The sequence below is a fragment of the Desertivirga brevis genome (genome assembly GCF_017355835.1).
In genome coordinates this window covers 279272-296909 of sequence record NZ_JAFEWF010000009.1, presented here as the reverse complement: position 1 = coordinate 296909, position 17638 = coordinate 279272, and the positions used below count along the sequence as shown (strand labels likewise).

General features: G+C 40.5%; 14 protein-coding genes and 1 tRNA gene. 6 read left to right on the top strand and 9 right to left on the bottom strand.

Features of this window, described 5'->3' with window-relative positions; genetic code table 11:
* Positions 1–183: 183 nt before the first annotated feature.
* Positions 184–270: transfer RNA gene (locus J4N25_RS20825), tRNA-Ser, on the bottom strand.
* 131 nt (positions 271–401) lie between these two features.
* On the bottom strand, positions 402–2405 hold the full coding sequence (locus J4N25_RS20820) for an HD family phosphohydrolase (RefSeq protein ID WP_207423823.1): 2004 nt from the start codon (positions 2403–2405) through the stop codon (positions 402–404).
* Between the two features lie 266 nt (positions 2406–2671).
* On the opposite strand from J4N25_RS20820, the gene J4N25_RS20815 reads away from it, so the two are divergent.
* Positions 2672–3580, top strand: a complete 909-nt coding sequence (locus J4N25_RS20815; RefSeq protein WP_207423731.1) for a hypothetical protein — start codon at positions 2672–2674, stop codon at positions 3578–3580.
* 109 nt (positions 3581–3689) lie between these two features.
* Here the strand turns inward: J4N25_RS20815 and J4N25_RS20810 are convergent, their stop codons facing one another.
* The 4 genes from J4N25_RS20810 to J4N25_RS20795 form a co-directional block, all read right to left on the bottom strand.
* On the bottom strand, positions 3690–4748 hold the full coding sequence (locus J4N25_RS20810) for a DNA topoisomerase IB (RefSeq protein WP_207423730.1): 1059 nt from the start codon (positions 4746–4748) through the stop codon (positions 3690–3692).
* A 19-nt stretch (positions 4749–4767) separates the two neighbouring features.
* Positions 4768–5583, bottom strand: coding sequence for an alpha/beta fold hydrolase (locus J4N25_RS20805; protein ID WP_207423729.1), 816 nt, complete (start codon positions 5581–5583; stop codon positions 4768–4770).
* A gap of 34 nt (positions 5584–5617) precedes the next feature.
* Positions 5618–6736: an MraY family glycosyltransferase gene (locus tag J4N25_RS20800; protein WP_242695963.1), complete on the bottom strand. Its 1119-nt coding sequence runs from the start codon at positions 6734–6736 to the stop codon at positions 5618–5620.
* 131 nt (positions 6737–6867) lie between these two features.
* Positions 6868–7371, bottom strand: coding sequence for a hypothetical protein (locus J4N25_RS20795; RefSeq protein ID WP_207423728.1), 504 nt, complete (start codon positions 7369–7371; stop codon positions 6868–6870).
* 259 nt (positions 7372–7630) lie between these two features.
* Between J4N25_RS20795 and J4N25_RS20790 the strand changes: the two genes are divergently transcribed.
* From J4N25_RS20790 to J4N25_RS20770, 5 genes are all read left to right on the top strand, one after another.
* Positions 7631–8848: a family 1 glycosylhydrolase gene (locus J4N25_RS20790; RefSeq protein ID WP_207423727.1), complete on the top strand. Its 1218-nt coding sequence runs from the start codon at positions 7631–7633 to the stop codon at positions 8846–8848.
* A gap of 48 nt (positions 8849–8896) precedes the next feature.
* Positions 8897–9814: an alpha/beta hydrolase gene (locus J4N25_RS20785; protein ID WP_207423726.1), complete on the top strand. Its 918-nt coding sequence runs from the start codon at positions 8897–8899 to the stop codon at positions 9812–9814.
* Position 9815: 1 nt separating this feature from the next.
* Positions 9816–10802 (top strand): Gfo/Idh/MocA family protein, encoded by a 987-nt coding sequence (locus J4N25_RS20780; RefSeq protein WP_207423725.1) that lies wholly within the window; start codon positions 9816–9818, stop codon positions 10800–10802.
* A gap of 197 nt (positions 10803–10999) precedes the next feature.
* Positions 11000–13354, top strand: coding sequence for a PAS domain-containing sensor histidine kinase (locus J4N25_RS20775; protein WP_207423724.1), 2355 nt, complete (start codon positions 11000–11002; stop codon positions 13352–13354).
* Positions 13355–13829: 475 nt separating this feature from the next.
* Entirely contained in the window at positions 13830–14561 is a 732-nt protein-coding gene (locus tag J4N25_RS20770) for a DUF481 domain-containing protein (protein ID WP_207423723.1), read from the top strand.
* Here J4N25_RS20770 and J4N25_RS20765 read toward each other — a convergent pair.
* The 3 genes from J4N25_RS20765 to J4N25_RS20755 all read right to left on the bottom strand — a co-directional run bounded on the left by J4N25_RS20765 (position 14558) and on the right by J4N25_RS20755 (position 17637).
* Positions 14558–15547 carry a cation diffusion facilitator family transporter gene (locus J4N25_RS20765; RefSeq protein WP_439648771.1) on the bottom strand — a complete coding sequence of 330 codons (990 nt, stop codon included), beginning with the start codon at positions 15545–15547 and terminating at the stop codon, positions 14558–14560. The two genes, J4N25_RS20770 and J4N25_RS20765, sit on opposite strands and share 4 nt — an antisense overlap.
* A gap of 269 nt (positions 15548–15816) precedes the next feature.
* Entirely contained in the window at positions 15817–16650 is an 834-nt protein-coding gene (locus tag J4N25_RS20760) for a TerC family protein (protein ID WP_207423721.1), read from the bottom strand.
* 24 nt (positions 16651–16674) lie between these two features.
* Positions 16675–17637, bottom strand: a complete 963-nt coding sequence (locus J4N25_RS20755) for a hypothetical protein (RefSeq protein WP_207423720.1) — start codon at positions 17635–17637, stop codon at positions 16675–16677.
* Position 17638 lies beyond the last annotated feature (1 nt).

Below are 17638 nucleotides of genomic sequence, written 5' to 3'. Positions count from 1 at the left end.
GAACACGTTGAAAAACTGAAACTTACAACATTTCTGGTGAGCACTTTTAAAAATAAAAAATGCTCACCGAAACGCTCACCTTTTTTTTAAGAAATATTGAATAATTTGGTGGTTTTTCTAAATGAAAAAAGCCTGTAAATTTCTCATTTACAGGCTTTTATTTATTTTTGATATTACTATCAGCGGAGAGGGCGGGATTCGAACCCGCGGTACCGTTGCCAGTACGACAGTTTAGCAAACTGTTCCTTTCGGCCTCTCAGGCACCTCTCCGGCTATCTTTAAATCAGCTTTGGTACTGATCTTATAATCTTAAAAGAACTTTGGTTTTGTAACCATTTCCCCGTTTTTGGGTGTGCAAATATAGTAATTAGCTCTTCCCTTCAAAAAAAAATTTCACTTTTCTACAGGTCGTAATCTACTCTCACGTGGTAAATACTCATTAACATGCTCTTAAATATCTGCCTGATCATGGCGATATCCTTCAGGGTAATGTTACTATTATTTAACTGTCCCTGGTCGAGCTTGTAGTCTATAATCCTGTCAACCAAACTGTTGATACTTTTAGCATCGGGGTCTTTTAAACTTCTTGAAGCTGCCTCTACCGAATCGGCTAGCATTAATACACCTGTCTCTTTCGAAAAAGGAATTGGTCCCGGGTATCTGAAAATATTTTCATCAACGAACTTTTCTGGAAAGTTTTTCAGAAAGGACTGGTAAAAATAGTCCATTCGTGTGTTGCCGTGATGTGTTCTGATGAAGTCAATAATGATCTCCGGCAGGTGATTTCTCCTGGCAATTTCAATACCCTTTGTGACGTGCCTGATGATAATTTGGGCACTGGCCTCATAAGAAAGGGAATCGTGCGGATTTGAGCCTTTATTTTGATTCTCGATGAAGTATTGAGGGTTCTCCATCTTGCCGATATCGTGATACAGGGCACCTGCCCTTACAAGTAATCCGTTGCCCCCGATGTTGTAAATCGCTGCCTCTGCGAGGTTCGCTACCTGCAAAGAGTGCTGGAAGGTTCCCGGAGCCTTATAGGATAATTCGCGCAACAGCTTGGCATTGGTATTGGTGAGCTCCATCAAACTTACTTCGGAAGTGATACCAAAGATCTGCTCGAATAAATAGATCAGCGGATAAGCTAATAAGGATAAAAGCACACTGATGATAAAAGGAATGAAATTAAGCCATTCTATTTGCAGAAAAGAGCCGTTCCTTATCAGCGAGATCCCTACGAAGCAGATGAAGTAATCCGACAGGATCAACAGCGCCGAGATCAGGAACTGCTCCCGTTTAACCAGGTTTTTTATACTGTAGATCGCCACCATCCCCGATGTAACCTGAAGGAAAGCAAATTCGAAGCTATTTGGGACGAAGAAGCCGGCTATTAATACTACCAATAAATGGATATTTAGAGCAAGACGGGTATCAAACAGGATCCTTATGATAATGGGAACGATCGCATAAGGGATATAATAAACGTTTGGTATCTTAAATTGAATGGCCCAGGACAGGGTTACCATCATAGAGGTGATCACTATCAGGATCAGGGAGATCTGCCTGTTATCCTGGTAAATATCCCTTCTGAATAGTCGGAGGAATATCATCAGGAGCGAAACGATAAGGCCCCCGAGCAGGAACTGGCCTATAAAAATGACGCGCTTATCTCCCCTTATCCTATCATCCTTTTCAAAAGTATTCTTCAGCGATTCCAGTTTTTGATATACCTCTGGTGTAATAAGAGCCCGGTTAGAAACGATAAGTTCCCCCTTCTGAACTATTCCCCGCGTCAGGGAAATGTTCCTTAAACCCTCCTCTTCCAGCCGTTCTGTTAGAAGTTCGTCGAAAATGTAATTCTGCTTAATGCGGTCCTTCACAATGCTCAGCAGCCACTCCTTATTCCCGATCGCCGCGTTGTTTTTGATTTCCTGTTCAGCATACTTATTTGCAGTTTCGAGGGTAAAAGCTTCTACTGTATTTAGCTGCTTTGAAACATTATTATTGATAAGCTGGAAATTATAATTTTCTCCACTACGCTGGTAACGCTTGCTGAGGGTCATTACGCCTCTCTGGTAAATGCTGGTTAAAAGACTGGCTCCGAAATTCTTATACAGACTTTTTTCACTAAGCTTCTCCCCTGAAGTGGTCCATTTCAACTCAAAATCCGTAAAAAAGGTCTGGAGTTCATTGTCCATCACATCCGACTCGAATTTGTAAATTGGTTGTACTGACTTCAGCACGTCCTGTCTGTCTTTCTCCAGCTCGTCGGGAGTTTTTTCAATGGCAAAACCGTAAGGAGAGATCAAATCCTGATTCATCCACAATTTACCCTTCTCGTACTCGTATTTAAAGCGGGGCTGCTTGGGAAGAAAAAGCGTTACGATTGCCACCGATAAAAACATCATGATGTATTTCAACCAGGATGCATATCTTCTATACAGGATGAGATGTGAATTTTTTCTGAATTTAGCCACAATAGTTTCCTTACGCTTTCAAAAATAAACAATTAATCAGTATACGGGGAGAAATCTGAAATGGGGATCCCCATTGAAAGTCATACGAAAATCAGGTATTAAGTTTGTGGTAGAACTACTTAAACGGAACGTCTTAAAAACAATCAAAGAATTTATAATATTGTTGCTAACATACGTTACAAGTTTTACTAAGGATGATCAGGAAATTCTTATATATCGTTCTCTTTATAGGCCTGTCGCTAACCCTTAAAGGGCAGACTTCTGCGCGACAGCAATTGGATAAGTACCAGGATTCGCTAGTATTGCTCGGAAAGGAAACGATTAACAATACTAATGAGGCTGAACGGTATAAGGCTACTTACAAAATGGTGAAGATACTAGTGAAGGCATTGAAAGTACCGGGTTCATTCAATTATGGCTTTGACTCATTGAAGACAGTAACGATACAGAGATCTCCCGATAATAAGTTTAAGACCTTCACCTGGCATGTGATGAATGATGATGGCAGCTATCGCTACTACGGAACTATTCAAATGAACAGCCCACAGGGGTTGAAGCTGTTTCCTTTAGTTGACAATACTGCCGTACTTAAAAGGCCACAAGATACAGTCCTAACAAACGACAAGTGGTACGGAAGTCAGTATTATAAGATCATCCCGGTTGTGAACAGTGCAAGACAACCTTATTATGTCCTTTTGGGATGGAAAGGCAATACCCCTAAGTCAACGAAAAAGGTTATAGAGATACTTTATTTCAAAAATAATAAGGCTTATTTCGGTTTGCCGGTTTTCGATGGGAATAAGGAATACGCGGGTAAGAACCGGATCATCTTCGAGTATTCCCGCCAGGCTTCCATGATCTTAAATTATAATCCACAAGAAGGAACCATTGTTTTTGATCACCTCGCAGCACCCGACCCCAAATTAAAGGATAAGCCAGAGCTTTACGGGCCGGATCTTTCGTATGACGGATTGAAGCTGTTGAATGGACGATGGCGGTATGTGGCTGATCTTCCACTCAAAAATGCTCCGTCTGAAAATGATAATCAGTATAATGATCCTAAGAAACCGGCAAAGGGAAAATCGGAGAGGTTGGTTCCTTAAGTTTTGGAAGATCACCTCACCCTAACCCTCTCCTCAAGGAGAGGGGAAAGTTCTTCGATGCCTCCTTCTACCGTTAGTCTCCACAGGGGGAGAAATCCCCTCGCTCGGTCTAGGCGGTCTTCTCTTTCCTCTTTCGTTCGTCTTTGAGAAACTTCAATAATACCTTTTCGTTGGTGTTCAATGCTACATCAGTAACTTTAGGGGTTATGTTGGTGATCTTTTTCAAATAGGGATATAGATCACCACGTTCGAAGGCTTCTATAAGCGAAGGGAATACATAGTATTTTTTGCAGACCGCCCTGGTATTTCCCAGTCTGGCAGCTACTTCATCCAAAACTGCATTAGTGATCTTTTTACGTTTTGATTCAGTTTCTGCAGGCTCGAAAATGGCGTAAGATTTTAATCCTTCCAAGGTACCATACCAGGTCCTGAAGTCTTTTGCGGTAAAGTCGCAATCGGTTATCTCCTTAATATACCGGTTCACCATTCCCGAATCGATTGACCTTTTTATACCATCGGAGGTATAATATTGAAAAAGCTCCTGTCCTGGGATGTCCCGGCATTTCTTTACGAGCTTGGCGAGGTTGCGATCGGTAAGATTGATCTCGTGGTTTACGCCCTTTTTGCCAATGAAGGATAGCTTCATATTACTTCCTTCGATCTTCACATGCTTATCCCTGAGCGTACTAAGACCATAAGACCCATACAATTGCTTATACGACTCGTTACCAACACGAATGAGCGTCTTCTCCATTAGGCTTACTGAAATGGCGAGCACTTTCCTGTCGTCGAAATTTTTCCTGCGTAGATCCTTTAGCAGATTCTTCCGGAACTCAGGCAATTTCTTACCGAACTCCACCATTCTGTAAAACTTGTTCTCATTCCGGGATTTAGCCCAATCGTTATGATAGCGATATTGCTTTCTTCCCGCAGCATCTATTCCTGTTGCTTGAAGGTGAGCATTAGCCTTCGGAGCAATCCAAACATTGGTCCAAGCGGGAGGCAGTACCAGACGCTTTATGCGGTCAAGCGTCTTCTGATCTGTAACAGGCTGCCCCTTCTTAAAATAAGCAAAACCTTCTTCTGTTACTTCCCTGGTTATACCTGGGGTTGAATCAGTAAGATATACCAGACCATTCTCCTCGAGCAATTCTTCTATATCCGTCATTGCTCAATAAAAACAATATCTAAGAGAAATGTTTGGCTAAGAAATTCAGTAGGGCATCATTAAAAACTTCAGGGTTTTCAATATTAGACATATGTCCCGCAGATGGAACAGTAATAAGTTCAGATCTCCTTATACCTTGCTGTAACTGAATGGCCTGAGCTGGGGTCATAACTTGATCATACTCTCCACGAATAACCAAAGCAGGTACCGCTATTTCGCCTAGTACCGCCGAAGTATCTGTTCTGGAAGCAAGCGCTAGCTGGGAGCCACAAATGGTAGAACCAGCTGTGCTAAGAATAATGCTTCTTATCAGTTCAATCCCGGGATCCTTCTTTTCGAAAGATGATTCAGCAAATAAATTCTTAAGGAAACTTTCCGCGAACTCATTTTTCCTACCCGAGGCAACTAAATCTATCGTACTAAAGCGTTTCAACTTAGATTCATTAGTATCTGCAACGCAATTCGTATCACATAGTACAATACCTTTGATCCTGCTTCGATCAATTTCGGCTGCTCTAAGAGAAATATACCCTCCCATAGAAAGTCCACATAAAACCACCTGACCAAGCTGCAAGGTGTCGAGGAAAGCAAATAGGTCCCTTGCAAAAAGATCAACAGAGAAAAATGAATGAGGAGTGGTACTTTTTCCAAAGCCCCGGATGTCTGGTGCGTAAGCTTCTATCCCTTCCGGAAGGACTTCCAGCTGTGGCTTCCACATAGAAGAACTGAAGGGAAAGCCATGAATAAAAATAAGTGTTGTTTTGGGACTGACACCGGTTCTTTTAAGGTAGAAAACTTCCCGGTCGTCAATTTTTACGCTTTTTTCTTCAATCATTTATAAGCAACAGAGAAAACTTCAGACTGTTCCCTTACCAAAGAAAATTAACAATACTATAGCTTTTACGTTTCTTTGAACGAATAAAGAATGTCAACAGGTTATTGAAGATCAAACAGATTAAGAAAAGGATTCCTATCAGTACGAAGTTTCCTAACGATCTAAATGATAATGCTACATAGATCATCAGCAGATTGAAGCTCATCAGAATAAACGTACTCTGGATGTGATTGAAGCCGATATGTAACATACGATGGTGAACGTGGTTACGATCCGCTACGAAAGGTGATCCGCTTTTGATAGTACGAAGAACAAACACCCTGATGGCATCAAATATTGGCCCGATAAGAACCGCAACCGCAATTGAAGGTGCAGATCCGTAGAAGATCGGGTGATTCCCTCCAATTTTATTTAATTCAATAAATTTAATAGCAAGAATTATTGATAAGAAGCCTATCATGAGGGAGCCGGTGTCTCCCATAAATATTTTTGCAGGAGTAATATTGAAACGAAGGAATCCTATACAACTACCCGCAATTGAAAACGACAGGCAGGCTAATGTAGTTTGTTCCATATCGGCGAACATTAACCCTAAAGTAAGATTTACAACAACACCTGTTACGCCAGCCAATCCATCAATTCCGTCAATAAGGTTAAATGCATTGATGACAAAAGTGATGATCAACATGGAAAGGAAGATACTGACCCCGTATGGGATATCGTAAACATTGAAGATCCCATACAAACTAGTTAGGCGAACATTCCCTAATAGAACCATAATGCTCGAGATCAGGAACTGCATTCCGAACTTTGTACTTGGATTAACGCCCCAAAGGTCGTCTTTTAATCCTACAGCAAACAGGATCATACAGCATGCAAGCAAAAGACTGAATTCTTTTGAAACACCTCCGTTGGCCACAAGCAGGGCTGTTATCATAAAGCTGCAGAAGATGGCAACGCCTCCCAGGCGCGGAATTCCTTTCTTATGCTCCTTTCTTTCTACATCGATATCGTCAAACAAAGAACGGTGATTGGCAACGTGAATAATAGATGGAATAGCTATTAATACAAGGACAAATGCGATCAATGTGACTGCCAGATAGAAAATAGGCTGAGGTAGATTTACCAATTGAAGCATAACTTTTAATTTCATTGCAATATTGACAAAAAAAATTAACATAGGCAAGCCTATTATTAATTCACTGGGATTAACAATATCAAAAGCGCAAATCTTATTAAAAGAGCTCGTTTAAGGTAATAATTCACTCGTTATTGAGTTCCAAACTACCATCTTGAATTCGATAGAAAGGGCAAAACGTATACTATTTTTAGAGAAGGACTACTTAAACGTTGATTACTTAGCGGATTAATTTCACCGAAAGTATAACCACATCCTACTCCTAAATTTTCTTTTATCATAAAGTTCAGGCCCATTCCTGTTTCAAGTCGTACCGGTGATTTGCCGGGAGCGGTTCGAAACTGTGTGGCATCTGATGCATCGCATTGAATGTAAGCGTCAATTTTACCGCTTAAGTTCATTTGGGCATATAGCCTTGCACCAACCTGATTCTTCACAATACCGTTAAGCATATACCCTTTTACAACAGGTCCAATAGAAACTTGCTGTCCCATCTCGTTCTTAAACCCACCCATCACGGCGCCGTTCATACTGGCCGTTTTGTAGTTACTTGTACCTACATGAGCAGAAACAAACCAATTTAGAGATTGTGCTTTTGTTGTTGAGAGGCAATTTAGAAGCAGAATTACTAATAGTAGTTTTCTCATCATGACATTACTATTGCAAAAACAAAGCCATGCCGCAAAAAGAGGTTCTGATTTCTAAAAAAACATCAACAGGCACTTATACAGGGAAATAAAGCTTTCGGTTTCAGCTAATTCCACAATTTGCAATTTAATTTCCCCGGATTTTATTTCCACATTCGGGCAAAATTTCTACATCTCCCCAACTTGATTTCGAAAAATACTTTCAAAACAAATTGATCAAACTCGTTGTAAGTACACTATTGAATGAACACTAATCAACCCTATGAGAAGAAATAAATTCATGTTCGCCACGGGAATTGAAAATAGTTATCCCATGATAACCTTGCCCGACGGGTCACGCAAGAGAGTGGATGAGATGGAAAAATGCGGACACTACAAATACTGGAAGGAGGATTTCAACCTTGTAAAAGAGATGGGAATCGAATTTTTGAGGTATGGTGCGCCCTTGCATACCACTCACATTGGTCCAGGACAATACGATTGGGCTTTCTGTGATGAGACCTTTAACTACCTGAAGGAGCAGGATATTGTCCCGCTTGTGGATCTTTGCCATTTTGGTGTTCCCGACTTTATCGGCGACTTTCAGAATACTGATTGGCCTCATTACTTTGCTGAGTATGCAAAGGAATTTGCCAAGAGGTATCCCTGGATCCAGTTCTACACTCCGGTAAACGAGATCTTCGTAGCGGCCATGTTCTCCGGACAATACGGTTGGTGGAACGAATGTAAGACAGATGATCGCTCCTTTGTACGGGCTCTAACCAACTTGTGTAAGGCTAATGTATTGGCGATGAACGCTATTCTGGAGGTGCAACCAAATGCTACCTTTATCCAAAGTGAATCCTCAGAATACTTCCACCCCGAAACTCCTGATTGTGATGCTCTGGCTGCCTTCCTTAATCAGAAGCGTTTCCTTTCTTTGGATTTGAGCTATGGCTATCCGATTTCGGTAGTGATGTATGAATATCTGATAGAGAACGGGATGACGAAACAGGAGTACCACTGGTTCGAGAATAATATTATTAAAGGGAATTGTATCATGGGTAATGACTACTATATTACCAATGAGCATATGGTACATGAGAACGGAAGTACATCTGCTGCAGGTGAAATTTTCGGGTATTACGTGATCACGCATCAATACTATACACGTTACAAATTGCCGGTTATGCATACAGAGACGAATATATCTGAGGCTCATGCTTTACGGTGGCTACAAACACAATTTGCTAACGTTCGTCGCTTGAAGCGTGATGGTATTCCAATTTGTGGATTTACATGGTATAGTTTAACAGACCAGGTGGACTGGGATTCTGCACTAAGAAACGACGCTGGAAATGTTAACTCACTTGGATTATATGATCTGGACCGGAAGATTAGGCCTGTAGGTGAAGCATATAAACATTTGATACATACATGGAAGGATGCTCTCGAACATGAGAGTTATGTACTTACTTTCCGGTCAGGATACTATAAATAGATAATATCACTGTCTAAAAATCCTTATTATTGCGGTAAAAACACGCCAATGCATAAATCATTTGTTATTGCGCTTTTTACCGCAATTTTTTTTAATGCCCAATCACAAACGCTTATTCCTTTGTACCCTGGCAAGGTTCCCAATGCTGTAGATGGACCAGACGAAGAGATAAAGAACGTCAATAACACGGGTCAGATCCGGTACGAAAAAGTTTCCAAACCTACTTTAGAAATTTATCTTCCCAAAAAAGATAAAGCTACAGGTGCTGCCGTAGTTATAGTTCCGGGCGGAGGATACCGCATAGTGTCCTATAGCCACGAAGGCACCAATATCGCTGCTGAGTTCAACAAAATGGGTATTGCTGCATTCGTACTTAAATACCGCCTTCCGTCAGATAAGATAATGCATGATAAAACTATAGGCCCATTGCAAGATGCCCAACAAGCTATTAAACTTGTTAGAAGCAGGGCTAAAGAATGGGGAATTGATACAGCAAAAGTAGGCATCATCGGATTTTCAGCAGGTGGACACCTGGCCTCTACCGCAGGAACTCATTTTACTAAAGCGGTTATTGACAATAAGGAAAATATTAATCTACGGCCTGATTTCATGGTCTTGGTTTATCCGGTCATTAGCCTTTCTGATGAGCTCATGCATAAGGGCTCGAGGGATAATCTTATAGGCAGTTCTCCTTCGCAAGAACTAAGCAACCTATATTCGAACGACACACAGGTAAGTCCTCAAACCCCTCCTACCATGTTGATCCATGCCGGAGATGATAAAACGGTAAAAGTTCAAAACAGCATAAAATTCTATGAAGCACTGTTAAAAAACAATGTTTCAGGTGAAATGCATATATACCCTAAGGGAGGACATGGCTTCGGACTTGCCCCAGACAGAACACCGGACTGGTGGACAGACAGGGTAGAGAACTGGTTGAAAGGATTAGGCTTTATAAAGAAATAAAATGACTAACACAATTAAATGGGGAATCATCGGATGTGGCGATGTTACCGAGGTAAAAAGTGGACCAGGCTTTAGTAAGGCTGAGAATTCAGAGCTAATAGCGGTAATGAGGCGGAACGCAGCTAAAGCGGAAGATTACGCGCAAAGACATAAAGTTAAAAAATGGTTTACCAATGCCTCTGAACTTATTAATGACCCAGAAGTTAATGCGATCTATATTGCCACCCCTCCACTGAATCATGAAGAGTATACGTTGGAGGCTTTGAAAGCCGGGAAGCCGGTTTATGTAGAAAAGCCTATGACAATGAACACAGAATCGGCAATCCGAATGGCTGAAGCAGAGAAAGCCTCTAATACCCTATTAACGGTAGCCCACTATCGTAGGGGACTTCCATTGTTTATAAAAATCAAGGAATTGATCGACGCGAGGGTTATCGGAGAGGTAAGGTTTGTGAATCTTAAAATGCTACAGCCTCATCAGTCAGACCTGATCACCAAAACAGAGGACAATTGGAGGGTTAATCCTCAGGTCTCAGGTGGAGGTCTCTTTCACGACCTTGCTCCTCATCAAATAGATCTTATGCTTTTCTTCTTTGGTAAAGCTAAGCGCTACCACGGCTTTTCGGTTAATCAGGGTAACTATTATCCGGCAGACGACCTGGTAACCGGAGAAATACTTTTTGAAAACAAGGTACTATTTAACGGAACTTGGTGTTTCACAGTAGCACCTGAAGAAAAAACTGATTTAGTTGAAATAGTAGGATCAGAAGGAAAAATCAGCTTTGCTGTTTTTGATAAATACTATACTGTTAGAAAGAACGGCAAAGAAGAACGATTCGAAGTTCCTCCCCCGCAGCATATCCAGCAACCAATGATCCAGCTGGTAGTCAATTACTTCCTCGGACACGGTGAGAACCCTTGTCCGCCTACCGAAGGGATAGAAGTAATGAAAATCATGGATAGCTTCTGCGAAATCACCCAGAAATAAGTTTTCATTCCGAATATTAAAAGCTGCATAGCAAGGATTACCTTCTACGCAGCTTTTTTATAAACACACATATTATTACTGAGAAATGGCAACTTTTAGATATCCTATGCGTTTAAGTTGCGAACGAGGTATGTGATTTATGTACAGTTGGGATGGATTGTCAACAGGCATCGTAAACGGGCATATTCTTTTGCTAAATGGGGGAAAACTCAAACACAATTCCGGAATTCTTAAAAGGTGGAGGCGAAACAGGAGATTTAATACGCTCCGGTGATTGGCGGCATGTTTTACCTGCCAGTTTCTTCGAATGGCCTTCCAACCTCTGTTATTCCCTGAGCCTGCTATTAAACTCCAGCACTCCAATCTTCTTATTTTGGGGAGAAAGGAATGTTCTTTTTTACAATGATGCTTATATCCCTGCATTACAATCGATTTCAATGCATCCCTTTGCAATGGGAAAACCAGGAGAAGAAGTGTGGGGTGATAGTTGGAAATTTATCTCTCCTGAACTTGAAGCAACTCGTCAGGGCAAAACAAAAACCCTCCCCGATGAAGCAGTACATCGCCTTAACACTTCAGAAGATATACTGTTAACCTACCATCTGAACCCTATTAAGGATGATAAAGGTGCTGTATCAGGAATTTTAGTGATATGTAATGAAACTATATCGGTGGCTGCGAGAGAACAGCTTCAGACACAAAAACGGCTGGAGCAGCTTAACCGGGAGATGACTCACCTTTTTAGTTCTATTAACGAAGGGTTCTACTCAAAAGATATAGTTAATCAAAGATACCTTAAGCTATCGGCAGGCTGCCCTAAGATTTACGGTTATACAACAGAAGAATTTTTCTCTAACCCTAAGCTCTGGGCCGAGGTAATACATCCAGATGATAAGGAGAGGGTGTTTGCCGATGATGCTCACTTGAACGCAGGAAGGCAAACGCTAACAGAATATAGGATATTTCATAAAAGCGGAAGTCTGAGATGGATTGAAGTTAAGGCTATTCCTGTTTTAACTGACGGCATACTTACCCGTGTTGACGGTATCGTTAATGACATTACTGCACGAAAACTCGCAGAGAACGAGACGCTGAAGCAAAAATTACTGTCAGAGTCTATTGTTAACAGCTTGCCCGGTATATTCTACTTTTTTGACCGGAGCGGTAAGTTTTTAAAATGGAATAAAAACTTCGAATTGGTTTCTGGTTTTGGTAATGAGGAAATAGCACATATGCAGCCTCTTGACTTCTTTTCTGGAGAAGATAAGCCTCTGCTTAAAGCAGCAATAAATGAAGCCTTTGAGAAAGGAGAATCCTCTGTAGAGGCTTACTTTTATACCAGAGACAAGAAGAAGATCCCCTATTTTTTCACAGGAAGGACGATCATTTTCGAAGGAAGGACTTGCATTGTGGGAACAGGGCTTGATATTTCAAACAGAGTGGCCATGGAGGAAACTCTTCAGAAAAAAGAAGCAATGCTCTCTCATGTTTTGAACTCCATCCCTCAGGCTATTTTCTGGAAAGATTTGGAAAGCCGTTATCTCGGTTGTAACACGGTTTTTGCAGCCGCCGCTGGTTTTTCTACTGTCGATGAGATTGTGGGTAAGACAGATTACGAGCTACCATGGAATAAGGAGGAGGCGGATAAGTACAGGGATGATGATGCTCAGGTTATAGCATCTGGTGAAGCCAAGATCCACTTTATCGAAACACAAACTCAGTCTTCCGGAGATACCTTATGGGTTGATACCACAAAGCTTCCTCTTACAGATATAAATGGCAATGTTTATGGCATCCTTGGAATCTATGAAGACATCAGCGAAAGGAAGAAAGACGAGGAAGAGCGTGAACGAATGACCCAAGACCTGATTGAGAAAAATATAAACCTGAAGCAATTTTCTTACATTGTATCGCATAACCTGAGGTCGCCCATAAACAAGATCCTCGGATTAGCGTCATTGATAAAAATGGCTCCTTTTGATGACGAGCAAAACACAAAGTTGATCGAATACATTGTTAGTGAGGCAACGAGCCTTGATACTGTGGTTAAAGATCTCACTACTATTGTCTCTTTTCAGGACTTAGGAGTGAATATCAAGGAAGATATTGTAATTTCAGAAGAGGTTGGCCTGGTGAAAACTTCCCTGGGACAGGAAATTGAGGAAGCCGGCACTTCCATTACCTGCGATTTTGCCAAAGTAAACAATTTCAAGAGTGTGAAGGGTTATTTCTATAGCATCCTGTATAATCTTATTACTAATGCAATCAAATACAGGCACCCAGAGCGAGCTTCAAAAATTCATATTAGTACTACCTTCGTAGACAACTTCATTTGCTTAAGTGTGAGTGACAACGGACTTGGGATAGACCTGGAAAAACATGGGTCGGAGATCTTTGGATTATACAGTCGTTTCCATTCAAAAGATATTCCAGGTAAAGGCATGGGCTTAAACCTTGTAAAAACCCAGGCTGAAACTCTAGGTGGCAAAGTAGAGGTTGAAAGTACTCCAGGAGAGGGATCTACTTTCCGGATCTATTTTCTTAATGACTGACAATCAAATAATTCTTTAAAAACAGTAATAAAGGAAACCCTTTACTACCGGTACCGTATACACCACTATTCATAGGAAAAAGGTTTTTTTTCATAGTTCAGTTTAGTGAGATTGATTAAGGTTTGAGGAGGCAGCTAATAAGTTGTCTCCTTTTTTTGTATCAAATTTTTGTTAAAGAATGTTAAAGTTGACTAAAAAGTTTAAAAAGTCAATTAGATGTTGTAACATTGTCTCGATAATTGTGAACAGGTTTAGCGAACCTTTCTCTCATAGCAAAGGATAATTCTCTGAACTTTAATGGTTGATATTTGATAATATCTCACACTTATATATTATAATTGGTTAGTTAACCCGGGCTCCCATAGCGCGGGTTTTTTCTTGAAATCCTAATTGTTTATTAAGATCATATGCGATAAATTCATACTCCTTTTGTGAGTTCTGCCCCTAAAGGTTTTATTTTACCTTTGTCCCTGCTATGACAAGACTTTGGACTACCGCTGCCTTCCTCTTGCTTTTCGTGCAGGCATTTGCACAGTTTACGGATAGCACGCATTATTATCTCGGATTTACCGGAACCGGAAATATCAATAAAACAAATTCTGCAGATTCTTACATTTTGAACAACAGTTTCAAATTTGGAGTGCGGGAACGGAAAGTAAGCCTTAATTTCAGCAATTCCTGGCTTTACGGTAAGCAAGACCAGAAACTTAGCAATAATGATTTTAGCACAAGTCTTGATTTTAACCTCAACCAGAAAAAGACAGGATTTTATTATTGGGGCTTAGGTAACTATACCACTAGCTATTCTCTTAAAATCATCAATCAAATGCAAACAGGCCTTGGATTGGCTTATACCTTTTTTGACGACGGGAACAATCAACTAAATTTGAGCAATGGCATATTATATGAAGCCAGTAAAATAAGACTTACTGATACTACATCAGAGAACTATCAGACTTATAGAAATTCTCTTCGTCTTTTCTTCAAATTCAGCTTTGGCAATGCGATAGTTGTAGACGGGTTAGGATTTATACAACATTCGCTCAACTATAGTGAAGATTACGTGATCAGAGGTTCTTCATCCCTGTCGTTCAAGATCAATAAGTGGTTGAGTTTGAATACAAGTCTTAAATACAATCAAATAGCAAAAACAGACAGACAGAATTTATTATTAAGTTACGGATTTAAGGCCGAACAATTCTTCTAGTTGTTTTCCCGGCTATAGTGATAATGTTTAAAGTTCCGCGTTACATTCTCTACCGTCCATTCAATATCCGTAGTTTGCACTTTCGACCTCACAGGGCATTGCGGCATACGACAGTAATGGCAACACTGGGGTAAACAGGGATCGGTATGAATAAAAAACTCTGTATTAAGGCCCTTCATATTAATCAAAGTATCTATCTCTGAAATCTCATCATGCACCTTGTTTAATTCGAAATAGTAAGGTAAGGTTACATGGCAGTCGATGTGTAGCTCATGCCCATAGGTCTGCGTGCGTAAGTTATGAATATCTATCCAGCTACTATGGCGGTTTGCGTTCAAAATCTCGACCACCTGCTCCACTTTAGCCAGATCAGACTCGTCCATCAGGCCCCCGACTGATTTTCTTACCAGCTTATAGCCAGAATAGATAATGTATAAGCCCATTATGATTGATAAAACGCTATCCAGGTAATAGATGCCCGTAAAGTAAATCAACAACAAGCCAACTACAAGTCCTGCGCTGCTGTAAGCATCGGTTTGAAGATGTTTACCATCAGCAAAAAGCGTTAGCGAATTCAATTTCTTCGACTGCTTTACCATGTAAAAGCCCATAACATAGTTAAGCACGCCTGTTACCGCTATAATAATGGCACCATCAAAAAGATCCTTAACCTGAGTAGGAAAGAACAAATTATATCCTGATTTAAACAGAATAAGGACACCAGCTAGCAGAATAAGTATCCCCTCAACGAACATAGAAAAAAACTCCACTTTACCATGCCCGTACGGATGGTTTACATCCTTTGGTTGAGAGGAGAGATAGATACTGTAAAAGGCGAAAGCGCTTGCGAGAACGTTGACGATACTTTCGGCCGCGTCGGTTAAGATGGCATTAGACTGGGTAATGAAAAACGCTGTGAATTTGCCCAGCATCAACAGGATACTTAGGCTAAGAGCGAATAGTATAATCTTTTTCTGAGAATGCAAACCCATTAAATTAGGGTACAAAAGTAAAAGATAATAGTTTCAAATGCTTTAAGCGTCAACAGATTTCACTACATATTATAAGCTTCAAAATAATTTCAAAAATTCATCTTGATTTCATCTTTGCCCCTGAACTTAGTACTCAATAAGTATTCAATAATTGAATATACCCTTCACTATTTACCATACCCTACGTAAAGTTAAGTTAGTTAGTTAGTTAGTTAGTTAAGTTTAAAAGCCGCAGGATCCCAAATCCTCCGGCTTTTATCGTATTAGTTTTTATCTATGATCTCATCCTGGCCTTCCAAAACCGGTTCTGCAGAGTAAGCTACATCTGCCTGAGCTATATTCTTCCTAGGGAAATTAAAGAAGTTCGAAGTTAAAACCGGAATAACAAATATCGCGACAGTAAATATGGAAACAGCCATGTCCATATGCTCGCTTTCTAAAAATTTGGCAAATTCAGATCCTTCTGCGAAATGGGTGTAAACGGAAGCAGAAAGCTTTAATCCTAAAACACCTATAACAATAAATGCAATAGCCTCTAGGAAGGTGTACTTCTCCATTAATTTCACAAAGCCCTGTGCAACGAATCGCATGGCAAGGATTCCGATAAATACCCCGGTATAGATCAGAAACATATGGTCGGTAAACGCAACTGCTGCAAATACATTATCAATTGAGAAAGCAAGATCCATCACTTCCACCAAAGCCACCGTCGACCAGAAGTTACCCAACAAACCGACAGTTGATTTATAGATCCAGCTTGAGTTCTTATCAACATTTTCCTCCTCTTCCTTGTTGCTTGCTTTTCCCTTAAAGTAGTCGAATGCAAGGTAGAGCAGATATAATCCTCCGAGTGGTTTCAGCCACCAGACTGTTACCAGCCAGCCTGCAACCATTAAACAAAGGCCGCGAAATACATATGCGCCGATAATACCGTATTTCAATGCCTTCTCGCGCTGTTCTTTAGGAAGATCCAGTACCATAGTAGCCAGAACGGCCGCATTATCGACAGACAATAAACTTTCAATAATGATAAGATTGAGAATGATTAATAAACCTGCCTGAATGTCGTCTCCGAGAAGAGTGTGTAAAAAGTCCATTTTTGTGAATTGTTATTCTTGTTGTTATATGCTGTCTGTGTTCAGCATTGTTTTTAAAATATTAGCCTGAACGTCAAAGTTGGTAATATTTTGAAGGAAATCTATATCTGATATTTTTTTGTAATGGTCGGTCAACAGGTTCCTTATTTCCATCGGCATGCTCGATTTCAGAACAGTTGCCCTGCTTTCTAACTTGTCATTCTTATCACGTAATTCGTGAATGATCCTCGCTCTTTTTGATAAGCCCGTACTGAGGTTAATATCTCCAAGCATGGCAATATCAAAAAGCAGAAACAACGTTCGATTAGGATAATAAAAGAAATACCGTTCCTGGCCGAGGAATTTATAAACTTCTAGCACTGCATCCCCAGCTTTAAGCCCGTAATAGAACTCTGCCCGAAAGTCGTATTTGCAGAGAAGCCCCATGAGCTTACGTTGAATAGTTGCATAAGCATTAGTATAGACATCGCTCTGATCATATTCTGTTGCCTGAAACAAAGAATCTGAAGAAATATCAAAAAAGAAGTCCTGCGAGTACCTGGCATTAAATGAATTGATGTTCCTGGAAAAGGGATACTCTGTAGAATTCTCCGAAAGGACTTGGTAAAGCCTCCTCAGGGAGGTATTCATCTTTACCGCCTGCCTTTGTTTCTCCAGATTAAAACTGTTTTCCGTTAACACCGAATGATCCAGCTTATTAATCAAATCTTCGTTCAGCTGGATCTCGTCATAAAGCAAGCTCACGTTACGCTCGTTGGTCTTCTTTATTTTCTTCAATAATTCGATTACTGTAGCCGTATACTGAAGGTGAAAGAGCTCGAGCTTATTGATGTCGAGTTCGGGATTGCTTTCGAACAATTGATGTATGACTTGACTTCTCAGATAGATCTTGTAAATGATCTCATCGCTAAAAAACGCTGAATGCAGTTGTAGCTTTGTTAAAAATTTATTCGATTCATCTAAAATGCCTGCCCGTATCTCGTCCATC